General features: G+C 59.2%; 12 protein-coding genes and 1 pseudogene. 9 read left to right on the plus strand and 4 right to left on the minus strand.

Annotated features, from left to right (window positions below):
* The first annotated feature begins 244 nt into the window (after positions 1-244).
* The 8 genes and pseudogenes from nopX to nopL all read left to right on the plus strand — a co-directional run bounded on the left by nopX (position 245) and on the right by nopL (position 10,517).
* Entirely contained in the window at positions 245-2,035 is a 1,791-nt protein-coding gene (gene nopX, locus SJ05684_RS29125; protein ID WP_014857555.1) for a type II secretion system effector nodulation protein NopX, read from the plus strand.
* A 184-nt stretch (positions 2,036-2,219) separates the two neighbouring features.
* Positions 2,220-2,648, plus strand: coding sequence for a ParB N-terminal domain-containing protein (locus SJ05684_RS29130; RefSeq protein ID WP_014857553.1), 429 nt, complete (start codon positions 2,220-2,222; stop codon positions 2,646-2,648).
* Positions 2,648-3,999: pseudogene (locus SJ05684_RS29135) on the plus strand (Y4yA family PLP-dependent enzyme). The gene SJ05684_RS29130 and the pseudogene SJ05684_RS29135 overlap by 1 nt, the downstream one beginning before the upstream one ends.
* Positions 4,000-5,010 (plus strand): PLP-dependent cysteine synthase family protein, encoded by a 1,011-nt coding sequence (locus SJ05684_RS29140; protein WP_014857550.1) that lies wholly within the window; start codon positions 4,000-4,002, stop codon positions 5,008-5,010.
* Positions 5,007-6,146 carry an NAD/NADP octopine/nopaline dehydrogenase family protein gene (locus tag SJ05684_RS29145; RefSeq protein ID WP_014857549.1) on the plus strand — a complete coding sequence of 380 codons (1,140 nt, stop codon included), beginning with the start codon at positions 5,007-5,009 and terminating at the stop codon, positions 6,144-6,146. The genes SJ05684_RS29140 and SJ05684_RS29145 overlap by 4 nt, the downstream gene beginning before the upstream one ends.
* Entirely contained in the window at positions 6,146-8,032 is a 1,887-nt protein-coding gene (locus tag SJ05684_RS29150) for an IucA/IucC family protein (protein ID WP_014857548.1), read from the plus strand. The genes SJ05684_RS29145 and SJ05684_RS29150 overlap by 1 nt, the downstream gene beginning before the upstream one ends.
* Entirely contained in the window at positions 8,029-9,243 is a 1,215-nt protein-coding gene (locus SJ05684_RS29155; RefSeq protein WP_014857547.1) for an MFS transporter, read from the plus strand. The genes SJ05684_RS29150 and SJ05684_RS29155 overlap by 4 nt, the downstream gene beginning before the upstream one ends.
* 257 nt (positions 9,244-9,500) lie before the next feature.
* The gene (gene nopL / locus SJ05684_RS29160; protein WP_014857546.1) at positions 9,501-10,517 is read left to right on the plus strand and encodes a type II secretion system effector nodulation protein NopL; all 1,017 of its coding nucleotides are present in this window, start codon (positions 9,501-9,503) and stop codon (positions 10,515-10,517) included.
* A 549-nt stretch (positions 10,518-11,066) separates the two neighbouring features.
* Here the strand turns inward: nopL and SJ05684_RS29165 are convergent.
* The 4 genes from SJ05684_RS29165 to SJ05684_RS29185 form a co-directional block, all read right to left on the minus strand.
* The gene (locus tag SJ05684_RS29165) at positions 11,067-12,089 is read right to left on the minus strand and encodes an IS110 family RNA-guided transposase (RefSeq protein ID WP_014328393.1); all 1,023 of its coding nucleotides are present in this window, start codon (positions 12,087-12,089) and stop codon (positions 11,067-11,069) included.
* A gap of 218 nt (positions 12,090-12,307) precedes the next feature.
* Complete coding sequence (locus tag SJ05684_RS29175) at positions 12,308-12,874, minus strand: CpaD family pilus assembly lipoprotein (protein WP_014857545.1); 567 nt, start codon at positions 12,872-12,874, stop codon at positions 12,308-12,310.
* A gap of 9 nt (positions 12,875-12,883) precedes the next feature.
* Positions 12,884-14,311: a type II and III secretion system protein family protein gene (locus tag SJ05684_RS29180; RefSeq protein ID WP_034859716.1), complete on the minus strand. Its 1,428-nt coding sequence runs from the start codon at positions 14,309-14,311 to the stop codon at positions 12,884-12,886.
* A gap of 23 nt (positions 14,312-14,334) precedes the next feature.
* Positions 14,335-15,015, minus strand: a complete 681-nt coding sequence (locus SJ05684_RS29185; RefSeq protein WP_014857543.1) for a response regulator — start codon at positions 15,013-15,015, stop codon at positions 14,335-14,337.
* A 1,694-nt stretch (positions 15,016-16,709) separates the two neighbouring features.
* Here SJ05684_RS29185 and nodD2 point away from each other — a divergent pair.
* Complete coding sequence (gene nodD2 / locus SJ05684_RS29195; RefSeq protein ID WP_014857540.1) at positions 16,710-17,648, plus strand: transcriptional regulator NodD2; 939 nt, start codon at positions 16,710-16,712, stop codon at positions 17,646-17,648.
* The last annotated feature ends 74 nt before the right edge of the window (positions 17,649-17,722 follow it).

The following is a 17,722-nucleotide window of genomic DNA, read 5'->3' on the forward strand; positions in this document are numbered from 1 at the left end:
CTCTTGATTGTTATTCGTCTAAGCCTCGTCAGTTTCTCGAAAGCTAAACCGCTCATGATGTGAATCGGTAGCTCCAACGATGTCGCCGACCATTGTGCCGGAATTGACCTTTGTAGCTAGCATGGAGCGAAGCAATCAAAAAGCATAGTTACTCCAGCGGAGGCTTTAAGATTGTCACTTCGTGAGCGCAAGCGCCTTATAGAAGGTCCTTGTGGAGGGACAACATCACGTCTGAGGATGCACAATGTCGGCCAGCAACCTTTTACCAATGATCAGCTCTAATCCTGCACAGTTCGCCCAGGCGTCGCTCGCCAAAGCTTTCGCGCCTCGGGTAGCCCAGGGGCAGCAAAGCGTATTGTCCTTCGAAGCGATGCTGTCCACTAACATGCTAGACAGGATTGGTCCTTTAGCCAGTCGGGAGGACCTGCTGCCGCCGGATGCCGAGTCGACCTTGGAGGATTTGCAGAAGGACCCATTGGCCCTGCTGCCCCCCCACATGAGGGCGGCGATCGAATCAATGGATCAGACCCCGCAGTCGGCTGTTGCGATCGACGACCATTATGTCGCGCCAGCTCCCATACAAAGCTCGAGAATTACATGGAACGGTGGATCGCTGACTAAGCCTGAGTTGCAGATTGTCGCAGTGCTGAACCGTCACAAGGATCTGTGCCCACTCAGTTGGGAGTCGCTGGAGGCTAAAGTCAATGATCCCTCTACACCGCCGGATCTGAAAGCGGCAATCGAGGCATTGCTACAGGATCCCGAACTTTTTTATGCAATCGGCTCGCAGGGCGATGGTCGCTGTGGAGGCAAGATCACTGCGAAGGACTTGTCTGAATTTTCCAAACATCACCCACAAGTTGCCGCATTTCAGGAAAGCCAAGCGCAAAGCTACGCGCAGAACTACATCCCATCCGACAGCGCCGAGAATGCCCAGCCATCGGTCATGACCGAGAACGATGCTCTACGGGAGCTTTATCGGTACTCGGAATATCTTCCCAAGAACCTGAGTCTGGCCGACTTCAAGCAGATCGTCGACGGCGAAGCGAAAACAGGCAAATGTCCACCCCAGGTCATTGCGGCGGCTCAATACTTCGTCAGTCATCCGGAAGAATGGAAGAGGTTGTACGGTGGTAATATAGATAAGGTCCACAAAGAGGACTTCCTGCAAGTGGCCTCCTCGTCGATGAGCCTCACACAAGCCGAGTTGGACACGCTCAAGACAATTAACAGCCATCAGGAGTTATTTTTCGGGAGCGGTGATCTCACACGCGACAAGCTGGCGAGTATGGCAGACGACAAGAGCTTGGATCCGAAAGTACGTGAAGCTGCCTCGCAGCTCCTTTCAGATCCTCTTCTGTTCGGTCTGCTAAACAATGCGATTACGGGCTATAAGACTCATCATGGATTTTTCGACTTCGGCGGCGGACATACGGTCGATTCTGGCAACGTCAGCAAAGAAGACTTTGGCCGTTTCTACACAAACATGACTACGGCAAACCGCACCGTTCAGCAGCCAAAGTTCCATGTGCCGGAAACTGAGGCTGCGCAGAACGCTGTCGCAGACATGAAGATGGGCCTGGCGGACCAGCCTGACATCAAGTCACCGAAAAAGAACGGCGGAGCCCTCATGCATGTCGTCGACTCCGTGCTGCGGGTAGGGTCTAAAGTGCTTGACTGGGCTGCAACGGCCGTGGGAGTGCTCAGCTTCATCCCGGGAATCGGACAGGTGGCCGATCTCGTATCCATGACGCTTGCATGCGAGGCGCAAGCCGCAAATCTCCTCCGTACAGCGATTACCGGAGGCAATATGAAGCAGGCGCTGATAGAGGCTGGCATAGGGGTCGCAGCACAAGCAGTCGGCCTTGTCTCGGGACCCGGGGTCAAGCTGGCTATTCGCAACGGGCTCGCAAGGAAGGCGATTGAAGAGGCCGCGACGGCCGGGATTAATCTGCCGCTTTCAATGGCGCAGCACTATGCAGAAGGCTATCTGAACGACCTGAAGGCACGCCTTACGGCCGACCATCCGGCCTAGGCCGTCGGCCTTCCCGGCTAGTTCATGACCCATTTTCCCATGTGGGTATCCTCACCGCGCCTCGCCGGCCGCTGTCGCTTGCACATTTGCGAGCGACGAGGCAGCGAACGCGCAGGAGACTAGACGTGAACGCGGATAATCAAGATATGTGCGATGCGAAAGAGCGAGCGTGAGGCCGGACCGCATGGAACATTGCCCTCTCTCCGCAGCACAATTGATCCCAACAGAAGAGGTGAACCCTGACAGGGTCGATGCACTGCAGGCCCAAATCCTGCAAACAGGCTCATGGACCGTGCCAATAACAGCCGAGAAGGATGCCTTATTCGTGATTGACGACTATCACCGGTTGACGGCTGCGCATCGCCTCCGGCTCACCAGGATGCCGGTGCTTCTTCTCGACAACGATTCGGTGCGGGTAGAGAGTTGGCGCCCAGGTGGGAACATTACTCCGGCTGAAATCTTCGCGATGGCGCGCAGCGGCCGCAAGTTTCCCTACAAGACGACCCGGCACGTTTTTGCCCACGGCTTGCCGACATGCGATGTGCCGCTTGAGCTTTTGAGCAGTCCCACTCCGATGGACATGGCGCCGGTCTTTTCCGCGGGGGCGCTGTGATGACGAAGATCGGCCATGGGCTGCCACCGATTCTGCGATCGGCGACTGCGGACCTTCTCACCAAATACGGTCCTCTTCTTTTCGATTGGGCCGCCCGCCACGGCTCCCCGCTCAATCTGGTCTGGCCGGATGCGTTGCGGGAGAATCTTGCCGCCTTGAAGGGCGTACTGACGGAGCGCCGCGTCGAGCATGCGATCTATTACGGGGCGAAGGCCAACAAATCGCCCGGGCTCATGCAGGCAGCGCTCAGCGCAGGCGCCGGGCTCGACGTCTCCAGCCTCTACGAGCTTCGCGACGCAAGGCGGCTTGGGGCCGATGGTGCCAGGCTTGTGGCGACGGGACCGGCGAAGACGAGCGCATTTCATCAAGCGCTGATCAATTGCAACGCGCTGATATCGGTGGACTCGCCGGAAGAACTGGAGGATCTCATCCACGGTCTGCCGGCAGATGCTGGCCAACAGCCGATCCTCTTGCGTTTGCGACCGAGGGACCAAAGCAAGAGCCGCTTCGGCATGCCGCCCGACGCGATTGTTCATTGCCTCGTTCGGCTTGCCGGCGAAGGCAGGCTCCGTTTCGACGGGCTGCATTTCCACCTTAGCGGCTATCGCCGGGAGACCCGTGTGGCAGCGCTCAGTGAGGCCGCCGACCTCATTGCCGAAGCCAGACGGATGGGATTTTTTCCGGGCATGATCGATATTGGCGGTGGCCTGCCTATCCAATATGTCGACCGAGCCAGGTACGACGCGCATCTCGCGGCGCAGGCGCCCGAGGACTACCGCACCGGGAAAATACCGGACTCTTTCTATCCCTATGGCAGCACTCTTTCAGCAGCCGACTGGCTGCACCGGCTCTTGGAGGCGGAGATGAACCAGGGCCGAAGCGTAGCCGGTTACCTGGCGCGTGAGGGTCTCACGCTGGCGATGGAGCCCGGCCGCGCTCTGGCCGACCAGGCGGCGATCACTGTCTTTCGAATCTCGCGGGTGAAGGCGCTCGGTCCGGATTCGCACGTCATCTTTGCAGCTTCAGCGCCTGCGAAACTTGGTTCGCCTCCGAATTCCTGATCGACCCTATTCTCGTGCCTGCCACCAAGGCGACCGTTCAATCGCCGCCGGTCCGCGCCTATCTGGCCGGCCATAGCTGCCTCGACGAGGACGTCATCAGCAACCGGTGGCTGACGTTCCCGACCGCGCCGCGCGCTGGCGACCTGCTCGTATACGCCAACACCGGCGGCTACCAGATGGACCTCCTCGAAAACGAGTTCCATCGCCATCCCATGCCCGCTCGCTTCTGCGTCATCGAAGACGCCGAAGGGCGGCCCAATCTCGTTCCCGACACAATTGGAGAGGTTTAGATGCTGCACACGACCGTAACACAATTGATCGGCCAGACGCCGGTCATGTCGATCGACGTGCCGGGCCGCAACGCCACCTTGGTTCTGAAGATCGAGAAGAACAATCCCGGCGGCTCGATGAAGGATCGTATGGCTCGCAGCATGGTGATTGCGGCCCTTGAGGATGGGCGCCTCGCTCCGGGCGGCACGATCGTTGAATCATCGTCGGGAAATACTGGCACGGGGCTGGCGCTCGCAGCGCTGGAATTCGGGCTGCGCTTCATTGCCGTGGTGGACCACCATGCAGCGCCCGACAAGATCCGCATGATGCGGGCGCTAGGGGCTGAGATCCGCTATGTCGAAGGCGACTTTCGCGAAGACGAGGTCGCAGTCGTCGAGCGCCAACGCCTCGCAGCGCAACTCGGCGCGCAGCTTCCGGGCGCGCTGTTCATGAACCAGTCCGACAACCCGGCAAATCCGGCAGGCTATACCGGCCTCGTGGACGAACTGGTTGCCCAGCTTCCCGACGGCATCGACGCCTTTGTCGGCTGCGTGGGGACCGGCGGCTCGATGACCGGAATCTCCCAGCGTGTGAAGCGTAACAATCCGGCCGTACGCACTATTGCCGTGGAGCCGGCCGGCTCGATCGTTTTCGGCAAGCCGGGGCACCCCTATTACCAGTCAGGAACGGGCACGCCCGCCGGCGATGAGGTCGGCAAGGTGCTGGACTATGGCTGCATCGACGAAGGCGTGCAGGTGACCGATACGCAAGCCTTCGAGACGGCGCGGTACATCGCCCGGCGCAAGGGACTGCTCGTTGGCGGCTCGACCGGCGGCGCCATCTACAAGGCGCTGGAGTTCATTGGCGCCGGCAAGCTCACCGGCACGGTCGTCACGACGGTTGCCGATGGCGGCGAGAAATATCTTGGCACGATTTTCGATGAGGAATGGATGGCGAAGCGCCGCCTGCTCGACCCGGCAATCGCTGCCCAGTTGGATGGCTGGCTATTCGGAAAGGCGCGGGCAGCATGAAGGTGACCATTTGCGGCGCTGGCCGCACCGGACATTTGAACGCGGTGCTGTTCAAGCAGAACCCGGGCATCGATGTTTCGGTCCTGACCACGTCCGCCACCGTGGCCGCGCGATGGGCGAGCGGGGGCGATCTCTGGCAAGCGGTGACGCGAGACGGTCGCACCCTGAGTGCTAGGCCCGACTACAGCGGAACCGACCCGAGCGCGGCGCTCGACAACGCTGACATGGTCCTCATAACGCAACCCGCCCAGGCAAGATCCGCGCTCTTGCATCGTATAGCGCCGTATTTGCCGACGGATAAGAGCGTCTATATCGGCGCGATTCCTGGCTTTTGCGGCTTCGACTGGCTCGCGGCAAAGGTGCTTTCGGGGCGTGACAATGTGGTGATCTGGGGCATGAAGGACGTGCCCCATATCGCCTATGATCTGATTGCAGGCCAGCGCGTGCGGATGGGCGGCGCCAAGGCAGAACTCTTCGTTGCCCTGGATCGCCGGGAAAGCGCTGCGAGCGCCGCCGCACTGATGGCGATGTTGAATCGCATCTACGAGGCGCCCGTCAACCTGCTCAAGGACTATCTCGAAATCACGCTGACGCCGGGCAACGCGCTGATGCACCCGGCCGTGCTCTACGCGCTCATCGGCCCCGGCGCACCGTGGGAAAAAAGACCGTTCGACGAAGCCCTGTGCTGGTGGAGCGACTGCCCACAAGCAGGCGCCGAGCTCCTGGAAGCTTGCGATGCGGAAAACCAAGCGATCCGCCGGGCGAGCGAGGCACGTCTCGGCATTGATCTCAGCTCAGTGAAGCCGCTTCAGCAGGAACTGATCGAGGCCTATGGCGACCAGATTGGGGATGACCGAACCATGTACACGCTTCTACGCACAAATCGCGCCTATGCGGGCATTCCTGCCCCCCTCGTTCCCAATCCACATGGCCCGGGGCTCGTCATCGATCGCGGAAGCCGCGCCTTCCATGAGGATATCGCTTTCGGACAGGCGCTGCTCGTCACGATGGCAGAACGGCTCGAGGCGACGGTACCGGCGATCGCCAAGACCTATCGCTGGGCGTGCGACTACCACGGCAAATTGGCTGCGGGTACACCAGACTATGTCCCAGCCGACTGGCCGGAGGCCGCCTGATGGACGAGAAGACGCCTTCCGTGACGAATCCCGTCGAGAACGAGGATCTTGCGCTTTTGACGCAGGCATCGCGCAACGCGATCAACCGGCTGGTGCGCTGCCTGTTCGCCGAGCGCCTGCTCGCGCCGAACGCCTTGCTGTGGGCACGCGAAGGCCGCCAGGCCTGGTTCCCCCTCTGGCCCTCGCAGCGCATGCTGCACTTCACCGATCTCAGCCTCGCGCCCGCCGGAACCTTGCGGAACCGTGGACAGATCGAAGTGCTGGACGGCACCGGGGCACGGCAGCGGATCGATGATCCGGCCGCCCTGATGCGGGAGGTTGCCCCCTCTCTCGCGATCACGCCCGCTTCTGACGGACTGGAGCATTTGCTGCGCGACGTGGACAACAGCATGCGCAACGACATGCTGGCGCGCCGCGAGCGCGGGCGCTGGAGCGCCAGGCTGCGCCAGGAAATCGCCGAAGCCGGTGCGCCCGGCTTCCTTGCCTATCTCGAAAGAAGCTTGCCGACGCATTTGGCCGCGATGACCCTCGACCAATGGGGCGCGCTCGAAGGCCACCCGTTCTATCCGACCTGGAAGGCCAAGCCCGGCCTGGCGGCGGAGGAGGTCGCCGCACTGTCCCCCGAGTTCGGCGCGCGCGTGCCCCTGCGCATTGCGGCGCTCCGCAGCAGCTGGGCCTACGTCGAGAAGATGCCGCATGTCGGAAGCTATTCGGAATGGTTCGCTGAGAACTTCCCGGATCTCTCGCGCGATTGGGCGGAGGGCCTGAAAGCGCGGGGCCAGTCACCCGAGGACTGGCTGCCTCTGCCGGTCCACGCCTGGCATCTGGAGCACTTCGTGCGCCGCGAATTCGCGGCAGAGATCGAAGCCGGCATTTTCGATCCTGACGGCCCGGAGATCGTGACGTTGCCGTCCATGTCGTTTCGCACGATGCTGCCGAAGACCGAGGCGCCAAGACCCTTCATCAAACTGCCGGTTGCGATCTGGATGACGAGTGAGCAGCGCACGCTGCAGGCGAAGTCGATCCATATGGGACCGCGCCTCAGCACGCTGATTTCCGACATTGTGTCGGAGGAGGATGACCTCAGGTGCAGGCTGGAGATCCTTACTGAAGAGCTTGGGGCGATTCTGCGTCATCCCGAAACCGGCGACGAGCATCTCGGCCGCTTTCTTTGGGTGGTCTATCGCAAGGCCGATGCTCTTGCCCGTCGAGATGGCCTGCTGCCGGTAACCGTCGCCGCGCTTCTGACCGCTGGCCCTGTCGACGGCCGGCCACTGATCTGCGAACTCATCGGAAAAAGCGGCGACGAGAGCGAAGCGGCGATCGCTGTGTTCTTCCGGCTCTATGCTCGCACCGTTGTCCGACCGACTCTGGCCATGTATCTCCTCTACGGCATTGCATTCGAGGCGCATCAACAAAACAGCACGGTCCTTTTCGATGATCGCGGCCTGCCACGGAAGCTCTTGATCCGCGATTTCGGTGACGGCCGCAGTTTTGCACCGCTCTTCACCGAACGCGGTTATGAGCTGCAGCCGTTCAGTCGAGGGGGCATCCTGCCAACCACCTTCGACGACGATATCAGCCTCGTGCGCTCGTTCCTCATCAATGCGTGCTTTGTCTGCCATCTTCACGAGATCGCCCTTTGCCTGACCGAGCAATATTCGGTTGCGGGTGACAGCCTTTGGCGCGTCCTCAGGGAAGAAACGGAAGAGGCGTTCGAGACGTTGCGGCCGCGCATGCTCTCGGATGCGTTCTGGCTCGAGGAACGCCAGGCCTTCCTCGAACGGCCCTGGCCGGCACGCTCGGTCCTGCGGATGCATCTCGAGCGCTATCGCGACTACCGCATCGAGCACCAATTGCCCAATCCGTTGGCGAGTGCGGAATGACCAGGACAGTCGCGGTCCTGCGCGGTTTCGGACCCGACTTCGCGCTGCTGTTCGGACTTCAATTCATCTCCATGGGCGCCATGGAGATGAACGGTCCCTTCTGGCCGATTCAGATCAAGGCATTGAGCCCCTCGGACAGCGTCTTTGGCCTCGCGGGTATCGGCGTCTACGTCTGCCCGATGCTCGGCGTATCGCTGACGAGTGCCTTTTGGGGACGTATGGGCGACCGGTACGGCAATCGCCTGATGATGGTCCGGGCCTTGCTGGGCCTGGCGATCACGCAACTGCTCGTCGCCTTCGCCCAGGATGTCTGGACCATTCTGGCGTTGCGCTTTCTGCAGGGGGCCTGCGCTGGCTATATCGCTCCGGCCCAGGCCTACGGCGTTGAGGTCACCGGCGGGCGCGATCGCGCCCGCCTCTTCGCCTGGCTGCAGGTGGCGACGAATGTCGGCTCGCTGGGCGGCGCTTTCCTCGGCGGGCTCATCCTCGACGCCTTGCCTTTTGCGGCCGTCAACCTCACCGCCGGGGTGATCTGCGCATTCTGTGCCGCAGTCGCCTGGACAAGCCTGCCGGTTCCACCAGGAGGAGCGGGACTCACGAAAACCGCGAAAGCAACAACAGTCTCTTGCGCGCCTTCCACGGGGGTGTCCGTGTTCGGACTACTTGCTCTGATGGGATTGCTGCTTGCGAGCAGGATGGTGCTGCAGGTGCCCTTTTCCCTCTATATGTCGGAGGTCTACGGCTCTCAGCATTGGATCACGGGATTGAGCTATGGCCTTCTTGCGCTCGGCTTTGTGGTCGCAGCGCCGGTGTGGGCCCGGACCTTCGAAGGGCGAGAGCCGTCTTTTGTGCTCGGATGTAACGTGCTGATCGCTGGCGGATGCTTCGTCGCCACCGGGCTCGCTGGCTCGACCCGTGCGATAGGGCTGTACGCAGCGCTCTATTTTGCCTGGGGCGCGCTGCTTGGAGGAACGACACCGGTTCTCCTGTCGCTCGTCTCGGCCGCGACGCGAAGCGAAAGGCAGGGATCGGTCCTGGGGCTTGCGCAGACCTGCCAGCAGGGCGCTTCGGTCGTCGGGATCATTGCAGGAGTCGCCGCCACGCAACGGTTTGGGCTCAAGGCAGCTTTCCCGCTCGTCACGGGCCTCTACGGCCTGTCTTTTCTCGTGGCGCTCGGCCTGTGGCTGAAGGCGCGCCAATCACGTCGGTAAAGAAGAAATATCGTGTTGAAACATTGTCTCTTGGCGCGTGCCATGTTGACAGCTGTTGTCTCTATCATCCTGGATCTGTCGACGGGCTTCGCCAGCGACGCGACGTTCGAGCGAACATAAGTCCGGTCTTCATTCGGTCCATCTGATTGTCAGCTTCTCGAAAGGTATCTCTCTTACAATTGCAGGGCGAATTAGACGGTGATGCCGCCTCCGCATCGGAAAGGCTTGGGGCCTCCATATTTCAAAGGAGAAACAGGATGGATATCAATTCAACCCGCCCACTAAACGCAAGCCCACAGCCCGACTCTCCACCACCCGCCAACGAGAGTGCATTTGCGCATCAGCTGAGCGGATTTCAATATAGCCCTCCACATGCCGCTGACTCACTATTGCCGCAGGTTGAAGCCGATTCCCCATATTTGGACACCGGGCATCCCTACTCGCAGTATTTGGATTCGGCATATCCTTATCCATCACCTTGTGAATGGCAGCATGACCTGTATACCAGGACTAGGGAAAGGTCTCCCCATCCTAGCGAGCAGCGACCGCATGCTCGGGTGCTACAGGACGCGCCCGAACACGACCAGGATCAGCACGTGGAAGCCGCGGGACCGCGAGCTGGATCATGGCAAGTGGGGCCATCACGATCTGGACCGTCGCAAGCCGGGCCATCCTCGTCCGCCACCCCACTGAACGCAAGCCCACCGCCACATGCCACCGACTTAGAAACCGAGCATCCCTACTCGCAGTATTTGGATTGGGCGAATCCGTCATTGCTTGATTGGCAGCATGACCTGCATACGCGGGCTACAGCTTCTCCCGCGCCACTGACCGCTGAGAGGGGAAAGTCTCCCCAGCCTAGCGAGCAGCAACCGCATGCTCGCGCGCTGCAGGTGCCCGAATACGATCAGGATTTGATATGGCAGCGCGTGGATGCCGCGGGGCCGCAAGCTGGACCGTGGCAGGTGGGGCCATCACACTCTGGACCGTCGCAAGCCCGGCCATCGCACGCTTGGCCGTCCTCGTCCGCAGGGGCCGAGCCGACTGAACTTTCTGATTTCGTTATGGATAGCGGCGTTCGTGCGTGGGACCACTGGTTCTTAGCTCCTCACATGGCCTCAGAAGACCAGATGAGCATGCTAAGAGCCACGGGGCTAATGCCAACCGCAGAGGTCCCGACAACAACGTTTTTGATGATGGGCATGCCGCACGTTGCCGAATTCCGAGGCGAGGGAGTTATTCGCATCAGGCCATCGCTGGATTTTGACATTTGATCTGCGGACTCGGGTGCGGGCTTTCCTGCAGAGTAGGCGTTCACGATCGAAGCGCACAGCGTATGCCCGCAGCTGACAGGGGCAGGAATTCTTAGCACCCCCGTCTGACAGGCGCCATACGTTACAAGCGTCAAGATATTGACGCCAGCCAGACCTATATACACGTCGACTCAGCTTCGTATCGGCGAGACTGACGTACCGACCCTCTAACTGGCTGTCTGGGCGTCGATCGATCTTGCTTATGCACAAGCGCCGATAGGGGCTCAACAATTTCCGTGCCGACTGACACCCCGGCAAGTGATCATATGTGGACGCCCCCTATGGCAAGGGCTTTTTGTCGGGTGGTTTGATCGGTTGCTTTCATATGTCCGGCCTGTTTGTGCGGTATGAAGTTTGACCGCTGGCCCTGATGGAAATCCGCCGATGAGGACCCTGATCAAGCTGGCGCGCGTTTGAAGCGCATTGAATCAGACGGGTTGGCCTCACCATTGGCTCGATCGTTACACATCATCGACTGCCGTTACCAATTCCGGTTCTCTGGGATTGAACTCAGGCGATCATTTCATGGGCCCGATAGGCTTCCTTGCGGGTCAGCACGACCCATGCGATCCGCGCGAGTTTATTGGCGAGGGCAACGGAGACCAGCCTGAACGGCTTTTTCTCCAGGAGCTTTCTGATCCAGTTCGCCAGGGGCGTTGCCTTGTCCTTCGTATGACGGATAACGGCGGTGGCGCCGACGACGAGCAACCTCCGCAAGTATCGGTCTCCCTGCTTGGAGATGCCGCCGAGCTGGGTTTTTCCTCCGGTCGAACACTGCTGCGGCGTCAGGCCGAGCCAGGCGGCAAATTGCCTGCCGGAGCGGAATTGCTCGGGATCGGTGACGGTGGCGGCGACCGCCGTGGCTGTGACTATGCCGAGGCCGGGGATAGCGGAGAGCCGGCGACTGGCCTCGCTGTCGGCATGCCAAGCGAGAAGTTGCTGATCCAGCGCAGCGATCTCATCGGCAAACACCAGGATCTGCCGGATCAGAATGTCCAGCGTGGTCCGGGCATAGGAGGGCAAGCTGCTCTCGCCAGACAGCGCTTGCTGCGCCAACTTTGCCAGATTGGCAATGCCTGGATTGGCGACTAAGCCGAGTTCAGCCAGATGCGCCCGCAACGCATTTGCGACCATGGTGCGTTGGCGAACGAGCAGCGACCTGGCGCGATGAGTCATGAGAATGCTCTGCTGCGCCACCGTCTTCACAGGCACGAACCGCATCGTCGGGCGCTGCACGGCTTCGCAGATTGCCTCGGCATCCAGCGCGTCGCTCTTGCCGCGTTTGACATAGGGCTTCACGTAGGATGGGGGAATGAGCCGGACCTCGTGCCCCATGGCGGCGAGCGTCCGAGCCCAATGGTGCGCTGTGCCACACGCTTCCATTCCGATTAGGCAGGGTGGCAGCTTCGAGAAGAACGGCAGCATCTGCTTGCGATGCAGCCGTTTCACCAGCACGGTTGCGCCTGTCTCATCGACACCATGCGCCTGAAACACGCTCTTGGCCAAATCCAATCCAACGGTCGTGATCTGCATTGTCAACGCTCCTCTTTTGCTGCGGGTAACTGGCCGGCATCATAGCGGCAACCGCCGGCGCGGGGGCGTCCACATCATCATCCCATCCGATCTCGCCACACTCTAAGTGACTGCAACCGCGGTAAGTCGGGAGCGCCGCGCCGCTCATGCGAATCGAGTGCGTTGAGGGGACACCCAACCCGGATGAAGCGATCATCGGGAACAGTCGCGTTCCTGGCTCATAAGCCACCTTTACCCGTCGAGGTCCTGTAGGTGGTAACTGGTATGGCCGCCCGATCACCATCGCTGGGCTTGACAAATCTATTGCCGAGCAAATCGCGCGGATCGTTGATCATTACTGCCAGATTATGGCTCGTCGAACAGCCGATCGGCTGGTCGAAGAATTCGTCATTAAGTAACTGGCTGGAAAGCGACCGGCAGATTGGAGGGAGGGCATGATAGACAACGGCCTCTACCCGCAGCTGCCCGCGGTCATTTTGGTCAAGCAAATGGATGTTGGAAGCGCCGATGCCCATCTGTCTGGCTTGATGGACTGCCTCTGCGCTGAGCCGGGACGACCCGCTGATAACGAGGTGAAGGGCATCCCTCCGGCCGCGACTGGCCTTCCATAGGAAGGCAAGAAGACGCTGCTGTTCGGAAGCGTGAAGGCTCTCCAACTTCAAGACGGTGGACTCCTGTCGGACAAAAATCGGTGTCGATTGCTCGACATAGATCGGTGCAGTGCTTGTGCAGCCTGCTAGGCTTGCTGTCAAAGCGAGCAGGTGAGCTATGATCCGCAACGTCATTCGGCAACACTATTCGATGATGAAGCCGAGATCGCCCTTGACGCTTGGCGCGTCGGTGCTGATAGCAGCGCGGGCTCGCGGCGGAGTGCCCAAAGCCGGAGCCATCCGGTCCGTGGGTGCGCTCATTTGGTTGGGGTTGGAGCCTGGCCTGACGATGTAAGGCGTAACCAAAATAACCAATTCCGACTCCTCCTTTTGAAACGAGGACGAACGAAACAGAGCGCCAAGGATGGGTATTCGGCCAAGCCAGGGAAATGCACTGATATCATTGTTGACGTTACGCCTGATGAGACCGCCAATCACGAAGCTCTGCCCGCTCGCGAGCTCGACGACTGTATCGGCACGCCGCGTGGAAACTGCCGGCACGGCGATCCCGTTGACTTGAACGGCACCTTGTAACGATAGTTCACTGACTTCCGGCTTTACGTGAATGTTGATTAGGTTGTTGTCGAGAACAGTTGGTACGAATTCAAGACTGACGCCGAAGCGGCGAAATTCCACCGAGGTTTGCCCATTTTCCTGCAGGACAGGAATGGGAAATTCGCCGCCGGCGAGGAAGCTGGCAGTTTCACCCGACATAGCAGTGAGGTTCGGCTCAGCCAAGACGGAAGCTATGTGCTCCTTAGCAAGCGCGTCGAGAACCGCGCCGACGCTGACAGCATCATTGTCGAATCCGATTTCTGCTGTACCGCCGCTACCAGTTGCCGAACCAAGTCCAGCACCTCTGTTTAACACACCCACCTTGAAATTGCCGAATTGACCGAAGGCGGACAAGTTGATGCCGAGTGCCTTCAGACCGCTGCGGGAGACTTCCGCTACGCGCACACTGAGATTAACCTGCAAAGAGCCGGCGACCTTGATATTGTTGACGATCGGCGCACCGTCACCGAGAAATTGCTCAGTAACTCTTTTTGCAATGTCAACGACTTCGGCATTGGGCGCTGTACCGCTGAGGATTGCGCCGCGTGGCGTATAGCTGACGTGGATCGGGTAGTCGCCGACCTGGTCTCGCAACATGGCACGCAAATCCCCGATCGGCTGCGTTACTACAACATGCAACTCGGCGAGAGCCTCGCCATTTTCGTCCAGAGCGAATAGGCTGGTCCGACCGAACTTCTTGCCAAAGACGAAGATCGTTCTATTGGAGGGTGCCTGATAATCAGCAATTGTTGGGTCGGCCACAAAGATGGTCGCGGCTGGCGCGGGCAAATGAACTGTCTTGCCCAGCGAAGAGGAAAGGTTCAGCGTGGCGTTGATGCTGTTGGGAGCGGCACGAGGCACCGCTTCATCCCCGTTGTTTTCGGCAGCGGCGGACATAGGCGACAACAGAACGAGCGCGTAGAGAAGATTGCTCCAGTATGGAACAGTTGGCCTTGAACCGACGATGGGGGTCGGCCATCGATCGGCGCTAGCATGACCAGTTGGAGTGGCTTTCAAGGCAGTCCTTCCTTCAAATTCGACTATGCTGATGACGCGTCAGTCAATTCAAGAACGTAGCCAATGCCGCGCACGGTCCTGATCCGCAACGTGGCACCTGACCTACTGAGATACCCGCGTAAGCGGTAGATTCCGGCTTCAAGCGCGTTGCCTGAAACTTCGTCGTTGAACGAATAGAGTTGATCTTCCAACCGCGCACGCGGCACGATGCGACCCGCGCGGTTAAGCAGATGCTCTAGAATGCATAGTTCGCGACGTGCGATCATTAACGGATGACCGTCAACCGACACCTGTCGGCCGATCGGATCGAAGTGGAGGTTGCCAAATTCAATGATGGGGCAAGTGATCTGTGTCGATCGGCGCAGAAGGGCCCGCATTCTGGCGATGAGCTCATCCGTAGAGACGGGTTTACGGAGAAAATCGTCCGCGCCACTATTGAATACCGAAATTCGTTTCTCGAGATCGTCGAGCCTGCTCATAATGACGGCAGGAACTGAATACCCGTCGCTCCTTAGCTGCCTCAGCCAATCCAGTCCATCGCCATCTGGCAGTACCAACTCCAGCAGAAGAATTTCATAGCTCGCTGAAAAAAATGCGCTCGACGCCTGTTCCAGCGTGCCAACTACATCAACGGCAAAGCCGCCGTCACCGAGCGCGCCTCGGACCGCGCGGGTAAGATCCGTATCCACGAGCAACGTTCGCATTTCATTCTCCTATCAAGGCAGGACAGCCAATTGAGCACGTCACCGCGGACTATGACCGGGGTGACAGCAGTACCGCGCGACTGATCGCAGTATTCGTACCCGCTCCTTGCGAGGGCTAATCGAAGGAGCATGTAACCCAAACACCTGTGATAGCGGGGGCGAAGGTCTGTTGACGAGCAGAAATACACCGGTCGGCGAGCCCATGATGCCAAAAATACACCTGCGATTTCTCTGCGCATTGATATGCCCTTACACCTTCATTAGATCAGCCTTTGCCTTAAGAGAAACTGATTGAGCAAATCGATTCTTCGGATCGAAGGCATCTGCATCATGAATGCATTTCGCTACATTTACTTCGGGGGTCGAGCTGTCGTCGCACACTGCTCTGCCGTTACATGAACCACTCAGGCTGAACGGCGAGCTCCGGTTCGATCAAGGATCGCGAGACGAACACTGATGGACATCCAGAACACACTAGCGCGAATGACTATTACCCAATCCTAAATTCGCTGGAAGAAGTTTTGTGGCTGTACATGAACAACGCCCTAACCCCTCCGCGTCAGCTTTCTGTCAGCCAGGCTGATTAACAGCAGCAGTAGATATTGGGCGCAGATTTAATGGTGCTCTTCGGAAACCAATGTGGAGTGGGGCACGTCTGGCATCAATGGCTCATCACATCGGATCAACGTTTGGTTCCGACGCGGTTGAAGTGAGGCGATTCGCGGCGAACTAAGAAACTAGGAGCAAGCTGGCATACAAAAAGGCTTCGCGGGTGTGTCGCCTGCCGTCTGCAGTCCGCGATGTCAAGCTCCTGAAGGTTCAATCAGGAGCTATTCGTCCTCTGCGAAAGTGAGAGGTCGGGCGTTTTACTCCATGTGTGGGTCAGGACTCGTCGGCTGGCAGCACTGATCCTGGAAAGAGTTTAGAACCATATCTCAAGCGCATGGCGGGATATGAACTTTGCATAGCGCGACCGGGTCGATGCGGCACTAGTATCCGCCATCGCTTCGTCTGATTATCAGAAAGATGCCATTGATGCACTCAGGAAAGTTCCAGCCAGGCGGCACGCCCGCACAAGACAATGTGATCCTGGGCGGGTCGTCCTCTCCTGATCCTGCTGCCGAGACATTAACCCGACGCGTCGATCGGGTTGAGGAGGTCGGCGTCGCTAAAGAGGGTCGAACTCAAGGTCTTTGCTGGCACGCAGGAGTGGTTCATTGAGGCGATGGGCGAAGAGTTCCACAGCCGCGTGCCAGATCGGCTCGAAAACGGCGGACTGCCCGGAGCCACTGATGCACCCCAGCAGATTGGAAACCACGTCCGAAATTGAGACCGCCCGCAAAACCAATATCGCATTGAAGAACAGGCTAACCAAGCCGGAGGATCACTCCCTTATCGGGGATCAGCTGGTCACCGACGTCAGCTCTCGAAAGTGCCGGGGTCCGGGTTGCACACCTTTCTCATCAGCACGCTGGAGAGGCCTCTGCAAGCCGAAGTTTTGTCCAACGCACCACTCATTTGGTGTGTCGAATGTGGTGGGATAGTCCCACGCTCTTTACGGTACTCGGGACGGAGTGCGCTCCACTCCCTCATGCTCTTCTGAGCAGCGGGAACAAGGCAACGGCGCTCACTCTGTAACATCACTGAAAACTACCTGTTCTATGAGGGTAGAAACGCTTTGGTTGAATTAAATAATGCGTTTTAAGGGACTTGATCTTAATCTGCTCGTAGCGCTCGATGCTCTGATGACAAAGCGAAGCGTTACCGCAGCTGCTCGCAGTATCAACCTCAGTCAGCCGGCCATGAGCGCCGCCATCGCCCGCCTACGCACCTATTTCGGCGACGACTTGTTCACGATGCGAGGTCGCGAACTTATCCCAACTCCGCGTGCGATAGCGCTCGCCCCCGCAGTCCGCGATGCTCTGCTGCACATCCAGTTCTCCATCATTTCTTGGGATATGTTTAACCCAGTTCAGTCGCAGCGACGCTTCAGGATCAGGCTTTCCGACGTCATAATGCTGGTGTTTTTTGAAAGAGTCGTGAAGCGGCTGGCGCGAGAGGCGCCTGGCATCGGCTTCGAGTTGCTGCCTCTCACTGAGGATCCCGATGAACTTCTCCGGTACGGTGACGTCGATTTCGTGATCCTTCCGGAATTGTTCGCGTCGAGCGATCATCCAAAGGCGAAACTGCTCGACGACACGCTGGTTTGCGTAGGTTGCCCCACTAACAAGCAGTTAAAACGGCAGCTTTCTTTCGAAAACTACGGATCGATGGGTCATATTGCGGCTAAGTTCGGACGTACGCTAAAGCCCTCCATCGAGAATTGGTTGTTGCTTGAGCACGGTCTCAAGAGGCGCATCGAAGTCGTCGTGCCGGGATTTAGTCTAATCCCGCCTTTGCTGTCGGGAACCGATCGCATAGCGACCATGCCGTTACGGCTGGTGGAACATTTCGCAAAAACAACGCCGCTGCGGGTCGCCGAACTTCCACTGGCACTTCCACCATTCGCCCAAGCTGTCCAGTGGCCTAGCCTACACAACAGGGATCAGGCGAGCATCTGGATGCGGCAGGTACTACTACAGGAAGCGTTGCACATGACAACTCCGCGTGATTCAGTGGAATATCGACCCTAGTCGTTCGCAGCCGCGGATTTGACCGGCTTTGAGACACCCTGCTCACGATCAATGTGCCGCCCCGCCATGATCAT

The organism is Sinorhizobium sojae CCBAU 05684, from assembly GCF_002288525.1.
Lineage (GTDB): Bacteria > Pseudomonadota > Alphaproteobacteria > Rhizobiales > Rhizobiaceae > Sinorhizobium > Sinorhizobium sojae.

Bases quoted from the DNA above. Each gene is read 5' to 3' on its own strand.
- nopX (WP_014857555.1), top strand. From the start codon at position 245: ATGTCGGCCAGCAACCTTTTACCAATGATCAGCTCTAATCCTGCACAG.
- SJ05684_RS29130 (WP_014857553.1), top strand. From the start codon at position 2,220: ATGGAACATTGCCCTCTCTCCGCAGCACAATTGATCCCAACAGAAGAG.
- SJ05684_RS29140 (WP_014857550.1), top strand. From the start codon at position 4,000: ATGCTGCACACGACCGTAACACAATTGATCGGCCAGACGCCGGTCATG.
- SJ05684_RS29145 (WP_014857549.1), top strand. From the start codon at position 5,007: ATGAAGGTGACCATTTGCGGCGCTGGCCGCACCGGACATTTGAACGCG.
- SJ05684_RS29150 (WP_014857548.1), top strand. From the start codon at position 6,146: ATGGACGAGAAGACGCCTTCCGTGACGAATCCCGTCGAGAACGAGGAT.
- SJ05684_RS29155 (WP_014857547.1), top strand. From the start codon at position 8,029: ATGACCAGGACAGTCGCGGTCCTGCGCGGTTTCGGACCCGACTTCGCG.
- nopL (WP_014857546.1), top strand. From the start codon at position 9,501: ATGGATATCAATTCAACCCGCCCACTAAACGCAAGCCCACAGCCCGAC.
- SJ05684_RS29165 (WP_014328393.1), bottom strand. From the start codon at position 12,089: ATGCAGATCACGACCGTTGGATTGGATTTGGCCAAGAGCGTGTTTCAG.
- SJ05684_RS29175 (WP_014857545.1), bottom strand. From the start codon at position 12,874: ATGACGTTGCGGATCATAGCTCACCTGCTCGCTTTGACAGCAAGCCTA.
- SJ05684_RS29185 (WP_014857543.1), bottom strand. From the start codon at position 15,015: ATGCGAACGTTGCTCGTGGATACGGATCTTACCCGCGCGGTCCGAGGC.
- nodD2 (WP_014857540.1), top strand. From the start codon at position 16,710: ATGCGTTTTAAGGGACTTGATCTTAATCTGCTCGTAGCGCTCGATGCT.